At 62.4% G+C, this 19,061-nt stretch carries 15 protein-coding genes and 2 pseudogenes; 11 read left to right on the top strand and 6 right to left on the bottom strand.

Annotated elements, in window-relative coordinates; all coding sequences use genetic code 11:
- A pseudogene (locus GCT13_RS20025) lies at positions 1–199 on the top strand (tyrosine-type recombinase/integrase); the annotation flags it as partial.
- 69 nt (positions 200–268) lie between these two features.
- Here GCT13_RS20025 and istA read toward each other — a convergent pair.
- Positions 269–1,016 (bottom strand): annotated as a pseudogene (istA, locus tag GCT13_RS20030) (IS21 family transposase); the annotation flags it as partial.
- A 380-nt stretch (positions 1,017–1,396) separates the two neighbouring features.
- Here istA and imuA point away from each other — a divergent pair.
- Genes imuA through GCT13_RS20050 form a run of 3 tightly spaced genes read left to right on the top strand, consistent with a single transcriptional unit; the run spans position 1,397 to position 6,659 of the window.
- The gene (imuA, locus tag GCT13_RS20040) at positions 1,397–2,104 is read left to right on the top strand and encodes a translesion DNA synthesis-associated protein ImuA (RefSeq protein ID WP_152760852.1); all 708 of its coding nucleotides are present in this window, start codon (positions 1,397–1,399) and stop codon (positions 2,102–2,104) included.
- Positions 2,034–3,503: a Y-family DNA polymerase gene (locus GCT13_RS20045; RefSeq protein ID WP_193727705.1), complete on the top strand. Its 1,470-nt coding sequence runs from the start codon at positions 2,034–2,036 to the stop codon at positions 3,501–3,503. Before imuA ends, GCT13_RS20045 begins: the two co-directional genes overlap by 71 nt.
- Positions 3,504–3,509: 6 nt before the next feature.
- Positions 3,510–6,659, top strand: a complete 3,150-nt coding sequence (locus GCT13_RS20050) for an error-prone DNA polymerase (protein WP_152760854.1) — start codon at positions 3,510–3,512, stop codon at positions 6,657–6,659.
- A gap of 5 nt (positions 6,660–6,664) precedes the next feature.
- Here the strand turns inward: GCT13_RS20050 and GCT13_RS20055 are convergent, their stop codons facing one another.
- Together GCT13_RS20055 and GCT13_RS20060 are read right to left on the bottom strand one after the other, a co-directional pair.
- Positions 6,665–7,579 carry a dTDP-4-dehydrorhamnose reductase family protein gene (locus tag GCT13_RS20055; protein ID WP_152760856.1) on the bottom strand — a complete coding sequence of 305 codons (915 nt, stop codon included), beginning with the start codon at positions 7,577–7,579 and terminating at the stop codon, positions 6,665–6,667.
- A gap of 14 nt (positions 7,580–7,593) precedes the next feature.
- Positions 7,594–7,803 carry a heavy-metal-associated domain-containing protein gene (locus GCT13_RS20060; protein ID WP_152760858.1) on the bottom strand — a complete coding sequence of 70 codons (210 nt, stop codon included), beginning with the start codon at positions 7,801–7,803 and terminating at the stop codon, positions 7,594–7,596.
- A gap of 134 nt (positions 7,804–7,937) precedes the next feature.
- Between GCT13_RS20060 and cueR the strand changes: the two genes are divergently transcribed.
- The 4 genes from cueR (at position 7,938) to GCT13_RS20080 (ending at position 10,539) form a co-directional block, all read left to right on the top strand.
- Complete coding sequence (cueR, locus tag GCT13_RS20065; protein WP_152760860.1) at positions 7,938–8,363, top strand: Cu(I)-responsive transcriptional regulator; 426 nt, start codon at positions 7,938–7,940, stop codon at positions 8,361–8,363.
- A 283-nt stretch (positions 8,364–8,646) separates the two neighbouring features.
- Entirely contained in the window at positions 8,647–8,793 is a 147-nt protein-coding gene (locus GCT13_RS20070; RefSeq protein ID WP_152760862.1) for a DUF3563 family protein, read from the top strand.
- A gap of 199 nt (positions 8,794–8,992) precedes the next feature.
- The gene (locus tag GCT13_RS20075) at positions 8,993–9,322 is read left to right on the top strand and encodes a hypothetical protein (RefSeq protein WP_152760864.1); all 330 of its coding nucleotides are present in this window, start codon (positions 8,993–8,995) and stop codon (positions 9,320–9,322) included.
- A 182-nt stretch (positions 9,323–9,504) separates the two neighbouring features.
- Positions 9,505–10,539, top strand: a complete 1,035-nt coding sequence (locus GCT13_RS20080; RefSeq protein ID WP_152760866.1) for an ABC transporter substrate-binding protein — start codon at positions 9,505–9,507, stop codon at positions 10,537–10,539.
- A gap of 106 nt (positions 10,540–10,645) precedes the next feature.
- On the opposite strand, the gene GCT13_RS20085 is transcribed toward GCT13_RS20080, so the two are convergent.
- Positions 10,646–11,491: a 23S rRNA (adenine(2030)-N(6))-methyltransferase RlmJ gene (locus GCT13_RS20085; RefSeq protein ID WP_152760868.1), complete on the bottom strand. Its 846-nt coding sequence runs from the start codon at positions 11,489–11,491 to the stop codon at positions 10,646–10,648.
- Between the two features lie 192 nt (positions 11,492–11,683).
- Entirely contained in the window at positions 11,684–12,655 is a 972-nt protein-coding gene (locus GCT13_RS20090; protein ID WP_152760870.1) for a potassium channel beta subunit family protein, read from the bottom strand.
- 212 nt (positions 12,656–12,867) lie between these two features.
- Between GCT13_RS20090 and GCT13_RS20095 the strand changes: the two genes are divergently transcribed.
- Together GCT13_RS20095 and GCT13_RS20100 are read left to right on the top strand one after the other, a co-directional pair.
- Positions 12,868–13,665: a 3-hydroxybutyrate dehydrogenase gene (locus tag GCT13_RS20095; protein WP_152760872.1), complete on the top strand. Its 798-nt coding sequence runs from the start codon at positions 12,868–12,870 to the stop codon at positions 13,663–13,665.
- Between the two features lie 15 nt (positions 13,666–13,680).
- Entirely contained in the window at positions 13,681–14,931 is a 1,251-nt protein-coding gene (locus tag GCT13_RS20100) for a DUF3734 domain-containing protein (protein WP_152761104.1), read from the top strand.
- A 195-nt stretch (positions 14,932–15,126) separates the two neighbouring features.
- On the opposite strand, the gene GCT13_RS20105 is transcribed toward GCT13_RS20100, so the two are convergent.
- Positions 15,127–16,326: an amino acid aminotransferase gene (locus GCT13_RS20105; RefSeq protein ID WP_152760874.1), complete on the bottom strand. Its 1,200-nt coding sequence runs from the start codon at positions 16,324–16,326 to the stop codon at positions 15,127–15,129.
- Positions 16,327–16,701: 375 nt separating this feature from the next.
- On the opposite strand from GCT13_RS20105, the gene uvrB reads away from it, so the two are divergent.
- Positions 16,702–18,795: an excinuclease ABC subunit UvrB gene (uvrB, locus tag GCT13_RS20110; RefSeq protein WP_152760876.1), complete on the top strand. Its 2,094-nt coding sequence runs from the start codon at positions 16,702–16,704 to the stop codon at positions 18,793–18,795.
- The last annotated feature ends 266 nt before the right edge of the window (positions 18,796–19,061 follow it).

The following is a 19,061-nucleotide window of genomic DNA, read 5'->3' on the forward strand; positions in this document are numbered from 1 at the left end:
ACTCCAGGCCGGTGTCGACATCAATACGATACGCGGCTGGCTTGGGCACGTTTCGTTGGAGACGACCAACATCTACGCCGAGATCAATCTGGAAACAAAGGCACAGGCACTGGCGACATGCGAAGTGGAAGGCGGTGCCGAAGGCCAAAAGCAATGGCGGGATCAGCCCGACCTGATGACCTTCCTCCGCACCTTGTAGCGAATAATATGTGCTGTTCGCTTTCCACAAAGGTACTGCCTTGGCCTAGTTCTTTATCGAGCAGCACATATTTTTTACCGCACCATACTCGTGACCCAGGCCGCGATTGTTGCGTGTCCCGGTCATGCCATAGTGCTCGAGCAGCGCCGCATAGCGCACCGTGAAGTCGTCTTCATCCGCGAGGTTTCTGAACGCCGCCGACAGACTGTCGGTGCGATGCTCGCGCGGACATCCCCCGGCCTGCCATAGTGCGTTTTGCAATCCCATGGACAGCGCTTCGAAGCTCTCGCCACCTTCAACGACATTGGCGTATTCCCAGCGCGAGAACGCGAGCACGAAGTGGGACAACCGGTGTTCGAATGGCACGCCAGCGATCGTCACTCGCAGTTCGGCCATGTCGGTAAAGTCGGACAGGCCGCGTGCGCCGGGCTCATGCAACTGCGGGAAGAAGACTTCCTTCGGTGTGCCGGACGTCGCCCGCCAGTGCCGCACGCGGCGCTTGAGTGTGCGGCGTGTGCTGTCGGGATACTCCCCGGGATGATCGTCCTGCAGCTTGCGCAGGATCGTGACCGCCTGAAGTTGCGGCGCGTTCGCGAGCATCCGGAACGACTTCAGTATCCCAGACGTCGGCGAAGGGATCGGGACGGGAACGCCAGTAACGACGCGGTTTCTGTGATGGCAGTACGGTGTCCCGTTCTATGCGCCGGGCGCTGCGCACACTGATGCCGGCCTTGGCGGCGGCGATCTCCTGCGAGTGGTGTTTGCGTTTGGGCATGTGGAGGCGAACCTGTTGGTCGGTAATGCGGGTTCCAGACATGTAGCTGATCGCTTTCTTATTCGATCAGCCATCGTAGAGCCCGGCCGACTCGGCGCCGTCGGTGGGGAAAACTCTCCGGCGGCTACGCCGCCTCCGACTTCTCCCCACCGGCCAAAACCTTCGCCGCTACACCGGCCAAAATGATTGTCGCCCTCGACCGTCATAAGTTTCATCCATCTGAATCCAGATATCCCGACTTGGTGTGCGATAACCTTTATCGGCAGCGCTTTAAAGCTTAAAAGAGTTTTAAAGCACGGAAACACTCACCAATCAGACATGGTATTTAATTCATAGGAAAAATAGCCTCGAAAAAGGGCGCGATTCACCCCGCACTTTTCCATGTAGGATACTGTACAAATATACAGTGCTTTCCTACATCGATGTCAGCCGCCGCTACCCGTGCCGAAGAGATTCATCCGTCGCTATGGCGAGCCTCACAGCTCGCGCGCGGCGGGCGGCGCACGCTCGACACCGGCTATCCCGCGTTATCGATGGAGTTGCCCGGCGGTGGCTGGCCCATTGGCGCGCTTGTCGATTTGCTGGTCCAGGTGCCGGGCGTCGGCGAGATGCGGCTGTTGCGGCCGGCATTGAGTTCACTTGGCGATCGGCCCATTGCTCTCGTTCAGCCGCCTCATATACCGGATGGGCTAGGCCTCAATTACATCGGGCTCTCGCTCGACAGGCTGCTGCAGATCAAAGCCCCCAAAAGCGCCGACGCCTTCTGGTCCGCCGAACAGATCCTGCATGCCGGCAGTTGTGGCGCGCTGATCCTGTGGGCGCAGCATGCGCAGGCGTCGTCGCTGCGGCGTCTCCATCTGGCTGCGCAGTCGTCGGAGACGCTCTTCATCATGGTCCGGCCGCTCGCCTCGGCTCAGGCCTCATCGCCGGCGCTATTGCGGCTGGCGTTACGCCCCTCGGCCGACGGTCTGATGGTCGACATCGTGAAACGACGAGGCCCAACACGTGCGGAGCCTCTGTCGATTTCTCTTCAACCCACTCCTGTTCTGTTTTCTCGCCATGCGCGTCTTTCTCGCCGTCCATCTGCCGAAGTTGCCGCTCGAAGTCTTTCGACCGAGGTGGTCGCCTGAGCCGGTGCACGGTAGCGCGGTGCTGGAGAAGGACAAGGTCGCGATTGCCGACAGTGCAGCCCGCGCGGCAGGCGTGCGACTGGGCATGAAGCGCGGTGGCGTGCTGACGCTGTCGCCGGAAACGGCCCTGTACGAGCGCGACATCGTGCGTGAAAACGCGGCGCAGCGCGAAGTCGGCGTGGCGCTGATGAAGTTTTCGCCCGATGTAGCGTTGCTCGACGAAGCGACGGTGCTCGTCGAAGTCGGCGCGAGCTTGCGGCTTTTCGGCGGGTTGTTGTCGCTATGCCGTCAGGCGAAGGTGGTTCTCGACGCGCTTGGCTTGACGGCGCGCATCAGCGCCGCGCCGACGGGGCAGGGCGCATGGCTTCTGGCGAAACACGGCAACGGGCGCGTGCTGCAACTCGCGTCGCTGGAGCGCGTGCTCGCGCCGCTGCCGATGCTCGCCGTGCCGGAAATCCGTCCGTTTGCCGACTGGTTCGGCGGTTTGGGCTGCGAATCGATTGCCGATGTGCGCCGTCTGCCGCGCGCCGGCTTGCAGCGGCGCTGCGGCGAGCATCTGCTGGACTCGCTCGACCGCGCGTTCGGCACCGCGCCGGAACTGTTCGACTGGATCGAGTTGCCGCCCACGTTCAGCGCGCGACTCGAATTGCCCGATCGTCTGGAGCATGCGGATGGCGCCGTGTTCGCCGCGCATCGTCTGATCGTGCAGCTGTGCGGCTGGCTGTGCGCGAAGCAACTGGCGGTGACGGCGATCACGCTGTCGTTCGAGCACGAGCGCGGTCGCGAAGCCATCGCGCCGACGTCGATCGACATCGCATTGGGCGAAGCCGCCTGGCGCGAAGACCATCTGCTGCGCCTCGTGAAGGAGCGGCTGCATCGTCTCACGTTGAACGCACCGGCTATCGCGGTGCGGCTCGATGCATCGAAGGTCGATGCGGCTGCGCCCGCCACCGATCAGCTCTTTCCCGAGCCGGGCGGCTCGCCGGCGGATCACGCGCGGCTGATCGAACTGCTGATTGCGCGCCTCGGCGACGAAAACGTGTTGCGTCCCGCGCCGACGGCCGACTACCGGCCGGAGATCGCGAACCGCTGGGTGCCCGTGAATCACGCGGAAAAAAAGATGCAGTTGCCGAAGAGCCTGCCGCGCCCGACATGGATGCTGGAGACGCCCGTGCGTCTGCCGATGCGTCAGCACCGGCCGTTTTACGGTTCGCCGCTGAAGATGGTGTCGCCGGGCGAGCGGATCGAAGCAGGCTGGTTCGACGGCGCATTCGTCACACGCGATTACTTCGTCATGCAAGGCGAAGACCGCAGCTGCTATTGGGTTTATCGCGAGCGCATCAGCAGCCGCGATGCCGAAGAGGAGCCGCGCTGGTTCCTGCACGGCCTGTTCGGATGACGCGCGATGGACACGACATTCAATGCGTTGCCGGCCTACGCCGAGCTGTTCTGTTTTTCGAATTTCACGTTCCTGCATGGCGCGTCGCATGCGGAAGAACTCGCCGAGCGCGCGTTTCAGCTTGGTTATTCGGGGCTCGCCATCACCGACGAATGCTCGCTGGCGGGCGTTGTGCGCGCGCATGTCGCGGCGAAGAAAGTGGGCTTGCCGCTCGTCATCGGATCGTATTTCCGGCTGCGCAATGCTGATGGCTCGCCCGCGTTCGGCCTGATTCTGCTCGCGCAGAATCGCGAGGGCTACGGCAATCTGTCGGAGCTGATCACGCTCGCGCGCACGCGCGCGCCGAAGGGCGAATATCGCCTCACGCCGCACGATCTGTCGCGGCCCGATCGCGAAAATGTGCATCTGCGCGGCATGCCCGATTGCCTCGCGATCCTCGTTCCCGACTTTCCCGCGGACGAAGCGGCGCTCGAAGCGCAGATCGAATGGCTCGACGAGACGTTTCCCGGCCGCGCATGGGTCGGGCTCGTGCTGCATCAGCGCGCGATGGACGACATTCATCGCGGCGCGCTCGAATATGTCGCGGGCAAGCAGAACGTGCCCGTCGTCGCATTGGGTCACGTCGTGATGCATGTGCGCTCGCGCAAGCCGCTGCAGGACACGATGACGGCGATTCGCGTCGGCAGGCCGGTGCACGAGTGCGGCTACGAGCTCGCGCCGAATGCAGAACAACATTTGCGTTCGCGTCTGCGCATCGCGAATCTGTATCCCGATTACACGTTGCGCGAGACGATCAGCGTGCTGTCGCGCTGCACGTTTTCGCTCGACGAACTCAAATACGAATATCCCGATGAACTCGTGCCCGAAGGCTACACGCCGACGCAATACCTGCGTCAGGAGACGTATTTCGGCGCGCAGCGGCGTTTTCCTTCGGGCATTCCGCAGAACGTAAAGGATCAGATCGAACACGAACTCGCGCTGATTGCGGACCTCAAATACGAGCCATACTTTCTGACCGTCTACGACATCGTGCGTTATGCACGCAGCCAGCACATTCTGTGTCAGGGGCGCGGGTCGGCGGCCAACTCGGCTGTCTGTTACTGCCTGGGCGTGACGGAGGTGGACCCGGCGCGCGGCAACATGCTGTTCGAGCGTTTCATCTCGAAGGAACGGGGCGAGCCGCCCGACATCGACGTGGACTTCGAACACCAGCGGCGCGAAGAAGTCATCCAGTACATCTATCGCAAGTACGGACGCGACCGTGCGGCGATCGCGGCGGCCGTGTCGACGTACCGGCCGCGCGGCGCGTTGCGCGAGACGGGCAAGGCGCTCGGCATCGATCCGCAGATCGTCGATACCGTCGCGAAGTCGCATCACTGGTTCGATACGAGTCACGATCTGCTCAAGCGCTTCGAGGAGTCGGGGCTGGACCCGGAGAAGCCGCTGATTCAGGCGTGGGCGCGGCTCGCGTCGCAACTGCTCAATTTTCCGCGTCATCTGTCGCAGCATTCGGGCGGCTTCGTGATCAGCCGCGGCAAGCTCACGCGGCTCGTGCCCGTCGAGAACGCGGCGATGGTCGATCGCTCCGTGATCGAGTGGGACAAGGACGATCTCGAATCGCTTGGCTTGCTGAAGGTCGATGTGCTCGCGCTCGGCATGCTGTCGGCGATCCGGCGCACGCTGGATCTCGTATCGGAGCGGCGCGGCGAACGCTTCGAGATGCAGGACATTCCACCCGAAAACGAAGAGACCTACGACATGATCTCGCGCGCCGATACGATCGGCGTGTTCCAGATCGAATCGCGCGCGCAGATGAGCATGCTGCCGCGCCTGCGTCCGCGAGAGTTCTACGATCTCGTGATCGAAGTCGCGATCGTGCGGCCGGGACCGATTCAGGGCGGAGCGGTGCATCCTTATTTGCGGCGACGGCAAAAGCTCGAACCCGTCAGTTATCCGAACGACAAGCTGAAGGTCGCGCTCGAACGCACGCTCGGCGTGCCGATCTTCCAGGAGCAGGTGATGCAGGTCGCGATTATCGCGGCGGGGTTCACGCCGGGCGAAGCCGATCAGCTGCGTCGCGCGATGGCCGCGTGGAAGCGCAAGGGCGACCTCATCAAATACTACGACCGCATCGTCAACGGCATGCAGGAACGTGGCTACCCGCAGAGTTTCGCCGAGAGCATCTTCGAGCAGATCAAGGGCTTCGGCGAATACGGCTTTCCGGAGAGCCACGCGGCGAGCTTCGCGCTGCTGGTCTATGCGAGCAGCTGGCTGAAATGCCACGAGCCCGAGGCGTTTCTCGCCGCGATGCTCAACAGCCAGCCGATGGGCTTCTATTCGCCGTCGCAACTCGTGCAGGACGCGCGGCGGCATGGCGTGATCGTCTTGCCCGCCGATGTGACCGTCAGCGGATGGGATTCTGCGCTCGAAACAGTGCCAGGCAGCACGCGTCCCGCTGTGCGCCTCGGGCTGTCGCTGTTGCGCGGCATGAAGGACGGCGCGGCGGAGCGCATCGAAAATGCGCGCGCTGTGCGCCCGTTCAGGAGCGTCCATGATCTCGCGCGCCGGGCGCAACTCAACCGGCACGACCTGCATGTGCTCGCCGATGCGAATGCGTTGTCGTCGCTGGCAGGCAACCGGCGCGAGGCGTTGTGGCATTCGGTCGCGGCCGTGCCCGACAAGGACATGCTGTCTGCCGCCGCCGTTCAGGACGACACGCCCGAACTGGGCGCGCCGTCGGAGGCGCAGGACATCGTCGCGGATTACCGGTCAGTGGGGCTGACGCTCGGCCGTCATCCGCTGGAACTGCTGCGGCCCGTATTGCTGGAGCAGCGCCTCATGCCCGCGTCGACGTTGAGCAGCTATCGCAATGGACGCCTCGCGCGCGGATGCGGGATCGTCACCGTGCGGCAGCGGCCCGGCACGGCGAAGGGCGTGCTGTTCGTGACGCTCGAGGACGAGACGGGCAACGTCAATGTGATCGTGTGGCCGAGCCTGCTGGAGAAGCAGAGGCGGGAAGCGCTGGGCGCATCGCTGCTCGCCGTCTACGGCACGTGGCAATGCGAGGGCGAAGTGCGGCACCTCGTGGCGCAACGGCTCGTCGACATGTCGCATCTGCTGGGCGGGCTGCAATCGACGAGCCGCGACTTCCACTGATCGCGCTAACCGCGCCACGGAAACTGAGCTAGCACCTGGCAGATCGCCGTATCGAATGGCGTGCGCCGGCCGATGCCTAGCGCTTCGAGCCGCGACGAGTCCAGATGGCAGTTGTGCGGGCGTGGCGTCGAGTCGGCTGGCGTGTGCTGCGGCGTGAGTTGCGCGTCGATTTGCAGCGCATCTGCGAGGCGTTGCGCGATGTCGTACTTCGTCATCGGTTCGTCGCCGGACCACTGCGCCGTGCCGCACACCGCCTCGCCGTGCGCGTGCCGCTCCAGCAATTGCCGCACGACGACGGCCACATCCGGCGTATAGGTCGGATAGCGGATCGCCCACGCGTCCATCACGGCGGCCTTTGCGTCGGGCGCCGCGCTTGCCGACGCGGCAAGCGCGGGCACGAGGCTCGTTACCGCCGATTCCTGCCAGCCGACGATCGGCCCGAACAGCAGCGGCAAGCGCAGCACGCAGCCCAGATCGGTCGACTCGGCGAGCGCTTGCTCGCCATCCAGCTTGCTGCGGCCATATGCGTTGATCGGCGATGGCGTCGCGTCGTCGCGATACGGCGGGTGCCTGCCGTCGAACACGTAGTCGGTGGAGATGGACAGCACCCACGCGCCGCGCCGCTGTGCCGCCGACGCAATCGCCCGCACGGCGTCGACATTCAACGCGCGCGCAAGCGCCGGATCGTGCTCGCAGACATCCGGCCGGCGCTCGGCCGCCGCGATCACGATGGCGTCGGGTTGCTCGCGCTCGACGAACCGCGTGACGGCATCGGCATCGCGGACGTCGAGCCTCACGCTTTGCGGGCCCGGGTGGCTGAATGCCGTCTGCACGAGTTGCCAGTCGCGCTGCCGGGTGAGTTCGCCGACGACGGCCCGCCCCAGCAGACCCGATCCGCCGATGACGGCAACCTTGAACATCCGCATTCCCCGGCTCAATGGCCGTCGACGGCGACGACCGTGTAGCCGGCTTCGTCGATGGCGGCCTTCAGCGTGTCGACGGATGCGCCCGACTGGACGGCGACCTTGCCCGCAGGCAGATCGACTTGAACCTGCGCGTGCGCGTCGTGCTCCTGGATGGCGCGCGTAACGGCCGCGACGCAATGCTGGCAGCTCATGCCTTCTACCTTGAATTCGATGCTCATGCTTTTCCTTTAGCTTGTCAGTCCTGCAACCATTGAATTATGCCTGTCGACCGGCAAATACATGATTGACCTTCCCATCGTGGGAAGGTCAAGAATCGTGCAACATATCGTGAAAGCAGAGTGGGGAACGGGCGATGAATATCGGTCAAGCGGCCCGCGCGTCGGGCGTGACGGCGAAAATGATCCGCTACTACGAGAGCGTCGGATTGCTCGCGGCAAAGGAACGTACGTCGGCGGGATATCGGGTTTATGGCGCGCAGGAAGTGCATTCGCTGCGCTTTATCCGCCAGGCGCGGCGGCTGGGCTTTCCCGTCGAGGACATTCGCAGGCTGCTCGCGTTGTGGCACGACCGGACTCGCACGAGCGCGGAAGTGAAATCGATCGCGCTGGAGCACGTCGCCGAACTCAACCACCGCATTGCCGAACTGACCGAGATGCGCGACACCCTGGCGCATCTCGCGGAGCATTGTTATGGCGATGACCGGCCGGATTGCCCGATCATCGAAGGCCTCGCGGCTGTCGATCCGATAGATGCCGCGCCCGATTGTCACAGTCACTGAAAAACAGCGACGCGATGTTGTGCTCAATCGCACGCGATTGCACTGAATGGGTGCGGTTGTGACACCTGTTCCGGGCGATTTTGCGACAAATCTAGAAAAATTGGCTGAAAATCAAAGGTTTGCCTACGGAATTGAGATGCACCATTCCAAAACGGAATGCACACCATTCGGGCAATTCACTGGCAAGGTTGCACTGGAACGCTATAATTCGGGTTAACCCTTCTACGGGAAATCCCTGATGTCCAACCCACCGGGGATTCTTAACTGATCCTTGGAGTTCATCATGATTGCGTTTCTGGTCGAAAAGCTGAGCAACTGGTTTGAAACTGCTGAACGTAGCCGCCGTGAGGCTTACCTCGCAGCGTCGTCGGATATCGTTCAGCTCGAGCAGCGTATTCGCTCGCTCGAAACCAACGGCTACTCGCTGTAAGTCGATCGCCCCAGCCTACGTGGCACGCTGTTCGCCGCGAGCACGAAGCGATACGGAAGCCCCGCCATGCGGGGCTTTGTCGTATCTGGCGCCGGCGGATCGCGCGCGACGGCTTCGACGACTAGCCGGAACGCGGTCGTCGCGGTAATGTAGGATGTTTTTGCGATAACCGGCATTCCTACAATCAACCGGGGCGCTCATGTTTTCAGACCATTCGATGCTTCTGCTGCGATTCGCAGCGACCGTCGTGCTGCTGGGGGCGGCATCGTCGGTGTTTGCCGCTTCTTCGGCGGGCCGTCAGCCGCTGATTCTGGATACCCAAAGCGGCATCAGCGACGGCCAGAGCGGCACCATACTGCAAACGGGACCGCTTTCGACGAGACGCATCGTCGAAGCCCAGCCAATCGCGACACCCGAAGAATTGCCGTACAACAACGGCTCGACACCACCCTATGTCGTCGCGCCGTACATCCAGGTGCCGGGCGGTGTGCCGGCGCCGCATCCGCGGCCGACGCCTCGCTCCCAATAGAGCGGCTGGTTTGCCCTGCGCCGATATTCGCGCACGGGACGATCGCTCATCATTCGGGTTTCGGCGCATGGCGCGCGCCGGATCATCCGACGACAATCGTTGCGCAATCATCGCTCGCGGCACACGCGTTTAGCGCTCCAACGCAGCGAGACGAACGACTCGAAAAAGACAGGAGACGACGAATGTCTAACCTCTGGTTCCGGCGTGCCATGGGCGCATGTGCAACGCTGCTTGCGCTCGCGACGTATCCCGCCATCGCGAAAGAGACGCCCGAGAAGCCGAAGCTCACGATGGCCGTCGGAGGCTTGCCGGGCCTCTACTACCTTCCCGTGCTGACCGCGCAGCAACTGGGCTTTTTCAAGGACGAAGGCCTCGATGTGACGCTCGAGGATTTTGCGGGCGGATCGAAGGCGCTGGAAGCCGTGGTCGGCGGCAGTGCGGATGTCGGCGCGGGTGCCTACGAGCACACGATCTTCATGCAGGCGAAAGGCCAGCACTATCGCGCGTTCGTACTGATGGGCCGCGCGCCGCAGATCGCCGTGGCGGTGACGAAAGAGAAGGCCGGCACGTTGAAGACTCTGGCCGATTTCAAAGGCGCGAAGGTCGGCGTGAGCGCACCCGGTTCGTCGACTGACCTCGTGCTGACGGTCGCGCTGCGCAAGGCAGGGGTGCAACGCAGCGATATCTCGGTGATCGGTGTCGGCAGCGGCGCGACGGTGATTTCCGCCGTGAGCAACGGACAGGTCGACGCGCTATCGAATGTCGATCCGATGATGACCAAGCTGCAGCGTTCGGGCGACATCAAGGTGCTGGTCGATACGCGTACCGTAAAGGGCACGCAGGAAGTATTCGGCGGGACGATGCCCGCGGCGACGCTCTACGCACCGGATAGCTTCATCCAGAAATATCCGAAGACAACTCAGGCGTTGGCCAACGCGATCGTGCGCGCGGACCGATGGCTTCAGACAGCCAGCGACGCCGATATCGTGAAGATGGTGCCCCCCGCTTATCTGCTCAACGACAAGGCGCTATATATCGATGCCTTTCACAACGTCCGAGAAGCCTACTCGCCGGATGGCCTGATGCCCGCGGACGGGCCTCCGACGGCCTTGCGTGCGCTTTCGTCGTTCGATACGCGGCTCGACGCGTCGAAGATCGACCTGAAGACGACTTATACGAACGACTTCGCGCGCAAGGCGGACGAGCAAGCCAAGTAGTTCCAGCGTTGCGAGGGAGCCGCGTCTTGCGTGCAGGCTTGTTCTTCTCTAATGCACGCGCTTGTTGTGTCGCTTATGGCCGAGTCCGCGTTCGGCCCAATGTGGCTCAGTCGCCGCGATGTTCGATCTTGAACTGCGCGGCCTTGTCTTGACGGAGCGTCTCGACGAGCCACGGCAGCGTTTCCTTCATCATCTTCGGCAGCGTGTAGGGCGGATTCAGAATGAACATGCCGCTGCCGAAGAGTCCAAAGCCATCGCTCGGCGGGCTGCTGACCGTCAGCGACACATGCAACCAGTTCTTGTCCTGCAGCCGTTTCAACAGTTCGGGGAAACGCTGCGACTCCGGACGCGCGACTTGCGGATACCAGATCGCATACGTTCCCGTTGCAAAGCGCTTCAGACATTCTTCGACACACGTCAGCGTGCGCGCGTAATCGCGTTTGTCTTCATAGGACGGATCGACGAGCACGAGCGCGCGGCGTGGCGCGGGCGGCAGCAGCGTCTTGATGCCATCGAAGCCATCGCCATCGAACAGCATCGCGCGTCGGCCAGCATCGCGGAAGTTATGGCGCAGCACGTCGATTTCGGTGCTATGCAATTCGAACAGGCGCATGCGATCCTGCTCGCGCATCAGCCGCCACGCGAGATAGGGCGAGCCGGGGTAGAAACGCAACTCGCCGTCGGCATTCAGCGCGGATACCTCATCGACATACTCCGCAATCACGGGCGGCAAGTCCTTGCGATTCCACAGCTTTGCGATACCCGTTTCGAACTCCGCGGTCTTGGTCGCGTACCCCTCTTTCAGCGAATACACACCTGCGCCAGCGTGCGTGTCGATATACCAGTACGCCTTGTCCTTTTGTCCGAGATAGCGCAGCAGTTGCACGACGACTGCGTGTTTCAGGACGTCGGCGTGATTGCCTGCGTGAAAAGCGTGGCGGTAACTGAGCATGGCGATGAGAAGCGCTAGAGGAGGCGGGTTATGCGGCCGCGTATTGTACGTGAACGAGGTACGTAAATGAGGTAAGCGTGCGAGCAGCAAGGTCAACGCCGACGGTTCGCCGTTCTGGCCGAACGCATGATCGGATCGACGGGTGCCCGATCCACGCCCGACCCTCGCCCGAACCGCGGCTCTTCAAAGCCCCTAGTCGTAAGCGTCGCCGACAATCGCTTCAATGTTGAACTTGATCTCCGGCGTGATCTGCTCGGCGACATCCTGCGCCTTCATGTTCTCCGCGATCTGCTCGACACGCGATGCACCCGTGATGACCGTGCTGACGTTCGGATTCGTCAGGACCCATGCAAGCGCAAGCTGCCCCACGGTGCAGCCGAGTTCGTCCGCGACTTCGCCGAGCTGGCCGACGATGTTGTTCCTGCCCGCGTCAGTGACTTCCTTGCGCAGCCAGTCGTAGCCTTGCAGTTCCGCGCGGCTGCCGGATGGCACGCCGTTGCGGTACTTGCCCGTGAGCAGTCCCGAAGCAAGCGGACTCCATGTCGTGAGACCGAGGCCGATGTCCTCGTAGAGCCGTCGATATTCGTCTTCGACGCGCTTGCGGTGGAACAGGTTGTATTGCGGCTGCTCCATCACGGGCTTGTGCAGATGATGCCGCTCGGCGATTTCACAGGCCGCGCGGATCTCGTCGGCGCTCCATTCGGACGTGCCCCAGTACAGCGCCTTGCCGCGCGCGATCATGTCGCTCATCGCCCATACCGTCTCTTCGATGGGGGTGTTCGGGTCAGGACGATGACAGAACACGAGATCGACATAATCGAGTTGCAGACGCTTCAACGAGCCGTCGATCGCATTGAGCAGGTACTTGCGATTGAGCGTGTGATACTGATTGGGCGCTTCGTTGAGCCCCCAGAAAAACTTCGTGGAGACGATATAGCTCACGCGCGGCCAGTTCAGTTCCTTCAGCGCCTCGCCCATGATCTCTTCGGATCGGCCGCCTGCATAGACTTCGGCGTTGTCGAAGAAATTGACGCCCGCGTCGCGCGCAGCCGCCAGCGATTCCCGCGCGGCGCGCCGGTCCACCTGATTGCCGTAAGTCACCCATGAGCCGATCGACAGCTCGCTGACCTGCAGGCCGGAACGGCCGAGACGTGGGTAGTTCATCCAGATCTCCTTGTAAGTATCGTCGCCGGAACCTGACACATTAATCCGATTCCGCAAGACGTGCCTTTGGTGTTTCATTCGCTTCGGTTCATGCACAATAGCGAAGTCGGCCGCAGTGCAGCAATCGACCGAACGGCATATGCCGTTCAGCCAGCTTTACGCTATCTGCGCGCCATGTTCTCATTGCTCAATCAACCGCATGGAGGTTCTGGATGTCGTCATCGAATGAAAGTCTGAAAGGCAAGGTCGCCGTCGTCACGGGCGCGGCGAGCGGCATCGGCAAGCAGATCGCGTTGACGCTGTCGGCGGCGGGCGCGGCCGTCGCGATTGCGGACCTGAACCAGGACGGCGCGAATGCCGTCGCCGAAGAAATCACGAAAGCCGGCGGCAAGGCGCTCGGCGTCGCGATGGACGTGACCAGCGAAGACGCCGTCAATCAGGGCATCGACAAGGTCGCGGCCGAACTGGGCTCGGTGGATATCCTGATCTCGAACGCCGGCATTCAGATCGTCAACCCGATCGAGAACTATTCGTTCTCCGACTGGAAGAAGATGCAGGCGATCCACGTCGACGGCGCGTTCCTCACGACGAAGGCCGCGCTCAAGCACATGTACAAGGACGATCGCGGCGGCATCGTGATCTACATGGGCTCGGTGCACTCGCACGAAGCGTCGCCGTTGAAGTCGGCGTATGTGGCCGCCAAGCATGCGCTGCTCGGTCTCGCTCGCGTGCTCGCGAAGGAAGGCGCGAAACACAATGTGCGTTCGCATGTCGTATGTCCGGGCTTCGTGCGCACGCCGCTCGTCGACAAGCAGATTCCCGAGCAGGCCAAGGAGCTAGGCATCAGCGAGGAAGAAGTGGTCAAGCGCGTGATGCTGGGCAGCACGGTGGACGGCGTATTCACGACCGTTGAAGATGTCGCGCAGACGGTGCTGTTCCTGTCGGCATTCCCGACGGCTGCGCTCACAGGCCAATCGTTCATCGTGAGCCACGGCTGGTACATGCAATAAGAACGGAGCGTGATGATGGCGCAACGCGAATCACAACGCAGCGTGAAGCGGGAGCGCGCCGGCGGCGCCGGTGCGGAGGAGGGCGAACGGGTGGGCGCGTCGTCTAGCGTTCGCGCCAGTCATCATGTCGAGCTGCCGCAGTACGAAACGGTCGCGCTGGTGCTGCAGGGCGGCGGCGCGCTCGGCGCGTATCAGGCGGGGGTCTACCAAGGGCTCGACGAGGCCGGCATTTTGCCGAACTGGCTCGCTGGCATTTCGATCGGCGCGTTGAACACGTCGATTATCGCGGGCAACGCACCCAGGCATCGGGTGGAAAAGCTGCACGAGTTCTGGGAGACGATCTGCCAGCCGGCCTACGGTCCGCCCGTGCCGCCGTCCATCGAGCACGCGCTCTTCAACTCGAACGACGCCGTACGCAAGATGTTCACGGCGATGCAGGCGGTCGGCGCGCTCGTCGACGGGCAGAAGGGTTTCTTCACGCCGCGCTTTCCGCCGCCGTTGCCTGCCGTGTCGGCTCCGCCTCAAAACGCGAGCTACTACGACACGACGCCGCTCAAGGCGACGCTCGAGCGGCTATGCGACTTCGACCGGATCAACTCGAAAGAGATGCGCGTGTCGGTCGGCGCGGTGAACGTGCATACGGGCAACTTCGCGTACTTCGACAACACGCATACGACGTTGAAGCCCGAGCATTTCATGGCATCAGGCGCGTTGCCGCCGGGATTCGGGGCCGTGGAGATCGACGGCGAGTACTACTGGGACGGCGGGCTGATGTCGAATACGCCGCTCGCCGAGGTGGCGCAGGCAAGCCCGCGCCGCGATACGCTCGCCTTTCAGGTCGATCTGTGGAGCGCGATCGGCCCCGTGCCCGACAACATCACCGACGTGCAGGGGCGTGTCAAGGACATCCAGTATTCGAGCCGGACGCGCTTCGTCACGGATACGATGCAGCATTCGCAGCGCTTTCGGCATGTACTGCGCGAAGTGCTCGACCGCGTGTCGCCTGAGCATCGCGACGATCCGTGGTGCAAGCTCGCGGAGCAGCTCGCCTGCTCGAAGCGCTACAACATCATTCACCTGATCTACCGGGACAAGGAATACGAAGGGCACTACAAGGACTACCAGTTCGGCTTGTCGACGATGCATCAGCATTGGGCAAGCGGTCTGGACGATATCCGCAACTCGCTTGCGCAACCGGGCTGGCTCGACATGCCGGACAACGACGCGAGCTTCGTCACGCACGACATTCATCGCGATTCGCGTTAAGCGCAGTGTTCGACGCCTGGTGATGACGTGTGGCATTGAACGCGCGGTTGCCGTTGCATCGACATGCGATCGCGAGCCGGAATGAGGGCGATCGGGCATGACATGAAAAAGGCGCTCACGAGGAGCGCCTTTTCACTCGCAGCATTGGCTGCCATGTGAGAAGAGACGGCGCCGCACGCTGTCTCTCACCACGACTTACTTCAGGACGGCAGCAACCGCGTTGGCCACGACGTCCAGATTGCGCGTGTTCAGCGCGGCTACGCAGATACGGCCCGTGCTGACGGCGTAGATGCCGAACTCTTCGCGCAGACGGTCGACTTGCGGCGCCGTCAGACCCGAGTACGAGAACATGCCGCGTTGCGCGTTGACGAAGCTGAAGTCCCGGTCGACGCCCGCGGCCTTCAGAAGCTCGACGAGGCCATTGCGCATCGCGCGGATACGGTCGCGCATTTCGCCCAGTTCCGTTTCCCACGTTGCGCGCAGTTCCGGCGAAGCGAGCACCGCTGCGACGATGGCGCCGCCATGCGTCGGCGGGTTGGAATAGTTCGTGCGGATCACGCGCTTGACTTGCGACAGCACGCGCGTTGCCTCTTCCTTGCTGCCCGTGATGATCGACAGTGCGCCGACGCGTTCGCCGTACAGCGAGAACGACTTCGAGAACGACGACGACACGAACACGTTCAGCTCCGATTGCGCGAAGAGACGCACGGCAGCCGCGTCGGCGTCGATGCCGTCGCCGAAGCCCTGATAGGCGATGTCGAGGAACGGCACCAGTTCGCGTGCCTTCACGACTTCGACCACCTGGCGCCACTGGTCGACGGAGAGATCGACGCCCGTCGGGTTGTGGCAGCACGCGTGCAGCACGACGATCGTGCCCGGCGCGTAGCTGTTGAGCGCCGACAGCATGCCTTCGAAGTTCACGCCATGCGTTTTCGCTTCGTAGTACGGGTACGACGCGACTTCGAAGCCGGCGCTTTCGAACAGCGCGCGGTGGTTTTCCCAGCTCGGATCGCTGATCGCGACCTTCGCCGCCGGATTGAGGCGCTTCAGGAAGTCCGCGCCGATCTTCAGCGCGCCCGTGCCGCCGAGCGCCTGCGCCGTCACGACACGGCCAGCAGCGATCAGCGGCGAATCGTTGCCGAGCAGCAGCTTCTGCACCGCTGCGTCATAGACGGCGATACCTTCGATCGGCAGATAGCCGCGCGGCAGCGCAGCTTCAACGCGTGCCTTTTCTGCTTCGCGGACAGCGCGCAGCAGAGGAATCTTGCCTTCTTCGTTGGTGTACACGCCGACACCCAGATTGACTTTAGTGGTGCGCGTGTCGGCATTGAAGGCTTCGTTCAGGCCCAGAATCGGGTCACGGGGAGCAAGTTCGACGGCGGAGAACAGAGACATGATGATTCGGCAGTAGTGGAAAGAGGGACGACTTCGGATGCTGCTAGGAACCGCATGCGGCTCGAGGCGGCGAGGTTCGGAACTTGCGTCGGGAACCATGCTCAGGTCCCGATCATGCGTTCGACGACAGCCGCGCGGGCGCGAACGTGCCATTGTAACGAATCTCGCCGACGTTTTTCGCGTCGGCCGCGCTGGCGGGCGGATTAATTTGCAATGAAAACAGCGATCTGGCGATGTTTTTCTCTGCAAACACGCGATTTCCAGCGCAACGGCGTGGGTGGTCAGGCACGGTTTCAGACGCGAGGCGAGGCGTCGGCCCGACCGTTCGCAAAACGCTAGAATAGTCGTTTGCTCCGGGGCCGAGGTGCCGCTTCCATGTCCGAACATCATCTGAGTGAAGTCAACGACGCTCTCGACGAATCCAAATTCGTGACGTTCGAGGACTCGCCGTTCAGGCTCTATCAGCCGTATCCGCCCGCTGGCGACCAGCCGACGGCGATCGACACGCTCGTCGAAGGCGTCGAGGACGGTCTGTCATTCCAGACGCTGCTCGGCGTGACGGGCTCCGGCAAGACGTACACAATGGCGAACACGATCGCGCGTCTGGGCCGGCCGGCCATCGTCTTCGCGCCCAACAAGACGCTCGCCGCGCAGCTGTACGCGGAGTTTCGCGAGTTTTTTCCGCGCAATGCCGTCGAGTACTTCGTCTCGTACTACGACTACTACCAGCCGGAAGCGTATGTGCCGCAGCGCGACCTCTTCATCGAAAAGGATTCGTCGGTCAACGAGCACATCGAGCAGATGCGTCTGTCGGCGACGAAGAGCCTGATGGAGCGGCGCGATGTCGTGATCGTCGCGACGGTGTCGGCGATCTACGGTATTGGTAATCCGTCGGAATATCACCAGATGATTCTGACCTTGCGCACCGGCGACAAGATCGGACAGCGGGACATCATCGCGCGTCTCATCGCGATGCAGTACAACCGCAACGAGGCCGATTTCCAGCGCGGTTCGTTCCGCGTGCGCGGCGACACGATCGATATTTTTCCTGCCGAACATGCGGAAATGGCGGTGCGCGTCGAATTGTTCGACGACGAAATCGATACGCTTCAATTGTTCGATCCGCTCACGGGCCGCGTGCGTCAGAAGATTCTGCGCTTCACCGTTTATCCGTCGTCGCACTATGTGACGCCACGTGAGACTGTGATGCGTGCTGTTGAGACGATCAAGTCCGAACTGCGCGACCGGCTCGAGTTCTTCTACAACGACGGTAAGCTCGTCGAAGCGCAACGGCTCGAGCAGCGCACGCGCTTCGATCTGGAAATGTTGCAGGAACTGGGCTTCTGCAAAGGCATCGAGAACTACTCGCGGCATTTCTCGGGCGCCGCGCCCGGCGAGCCGCCGCCGACGCTCGTCGACTATTTGCCGACCGACGCGATCATGTTCCTCGACGAATCGCACGTGCTGATCGGCCAGTTGAACGGCATGTACAACGGCGACCGCGCGCGCAAGGAAAATCTTGTCGACTACGGCTTCCGGCTGCCGTCCGCGCTGGACAACCGGCCGCTCAAGTTCAACGAGTTCGAGCGCAAGATGCGCCAGGTTGTGTACGTGTCGGCGACGCCCGCCGACTACGAGAAAAAGACGTCGGGGCAGGTGGCCGAGCAGGTCGTGCGTCCGACGGGTCTCGTCGATCCGGAAATCAACGTGCGGCCGGCGCGCACGCAGGTCGACGACGTGCTGGCCGAGATCAACGAGCGCGTGGCCGCCGGCGACCGCGTGCTCGTCACCGTGCTGACCAAGCGCATGGCCGAGCAGCTGACGGAGTTTCTCGCCGATCACGGCGTGAAGGTGCGCTATCTGCACAGCGACATCGATACGGTCGAGCGCGTCGAAATCATCCGCGACTTGCGGCTGGGCACGTTCGACGTGCTGGTCGGGATCAATCTGCTGCGCGAAGGACTGGATATTCCGGAAGTTTCGCTGGTCGCGATTCTCGATGCGGACAAGGAAGGCTTCCTGCGCGCCGAGCGCTCGTTGATCCAGACGATCGGCCGCGCCGCGCGCAACGTGAACGGCAAGGCCATTCTCTACGCGGACAGGATCACGGATTCGATGAAGCGCGCGATCGACGAAACCGAGCGGCGGCGCGCGAAGCAGATCGTGTTCAACGAGAAGATGGGCATCGTGCCGCGCGGCGTCGTGAAGCGGATCAAGGACATCATCGACGGCGTCTACAACGTCGACGAGGCGCGCGCCGAACTGAAGGAGCAGCAAGTCCGTGCGAAGTTCGAAGACATGTCCGAGAAGCAGGTCGCGAAGGAGCTCAAGCGGCTTGAGAAGCAGATGATGGAGCACGCGAAGAATCTCGAATTCGAAAAGGCGGCTCGGGTGCGCGATGAGATTGCCCTGTTACGCGAGCGGGTGTTCGGCGCAAACGTCGGCGATCATCTGACGGGCACGGATTAGCTTGCGGGAGCGGCCATCAAGACGCACAGATGACTTTGGTGCGGCGCTTTGCCGCCGCGCACCACACTCGTGTGCCGGATTGCGGCAACGGCATCCTTCTGAAAAACGTGTGCTTAAGCTTCCCGTAAGACCCTGTTGCAGCAAGGCTTTCCACACATTCGCATTTGTTCTTCCCTATGAACAGTGATAAACTGAATCATGTATTGAGAATAGTTCGCATTACCGTTCGTTACTGCTTTCGCACTTGCGTCGGCGGCATCGAATAA

This window comes from Paraburkholderia franconis (assembly GCF_009362735.1).
In the GTDB taxonomy this organism is placed as follows: Bacteria; Pseudomonadota; Gammaproteobacteria; order Burkholderiales; family Burkholderiaceae; genus Paraburkholderia; species Paraburkholderia franconis.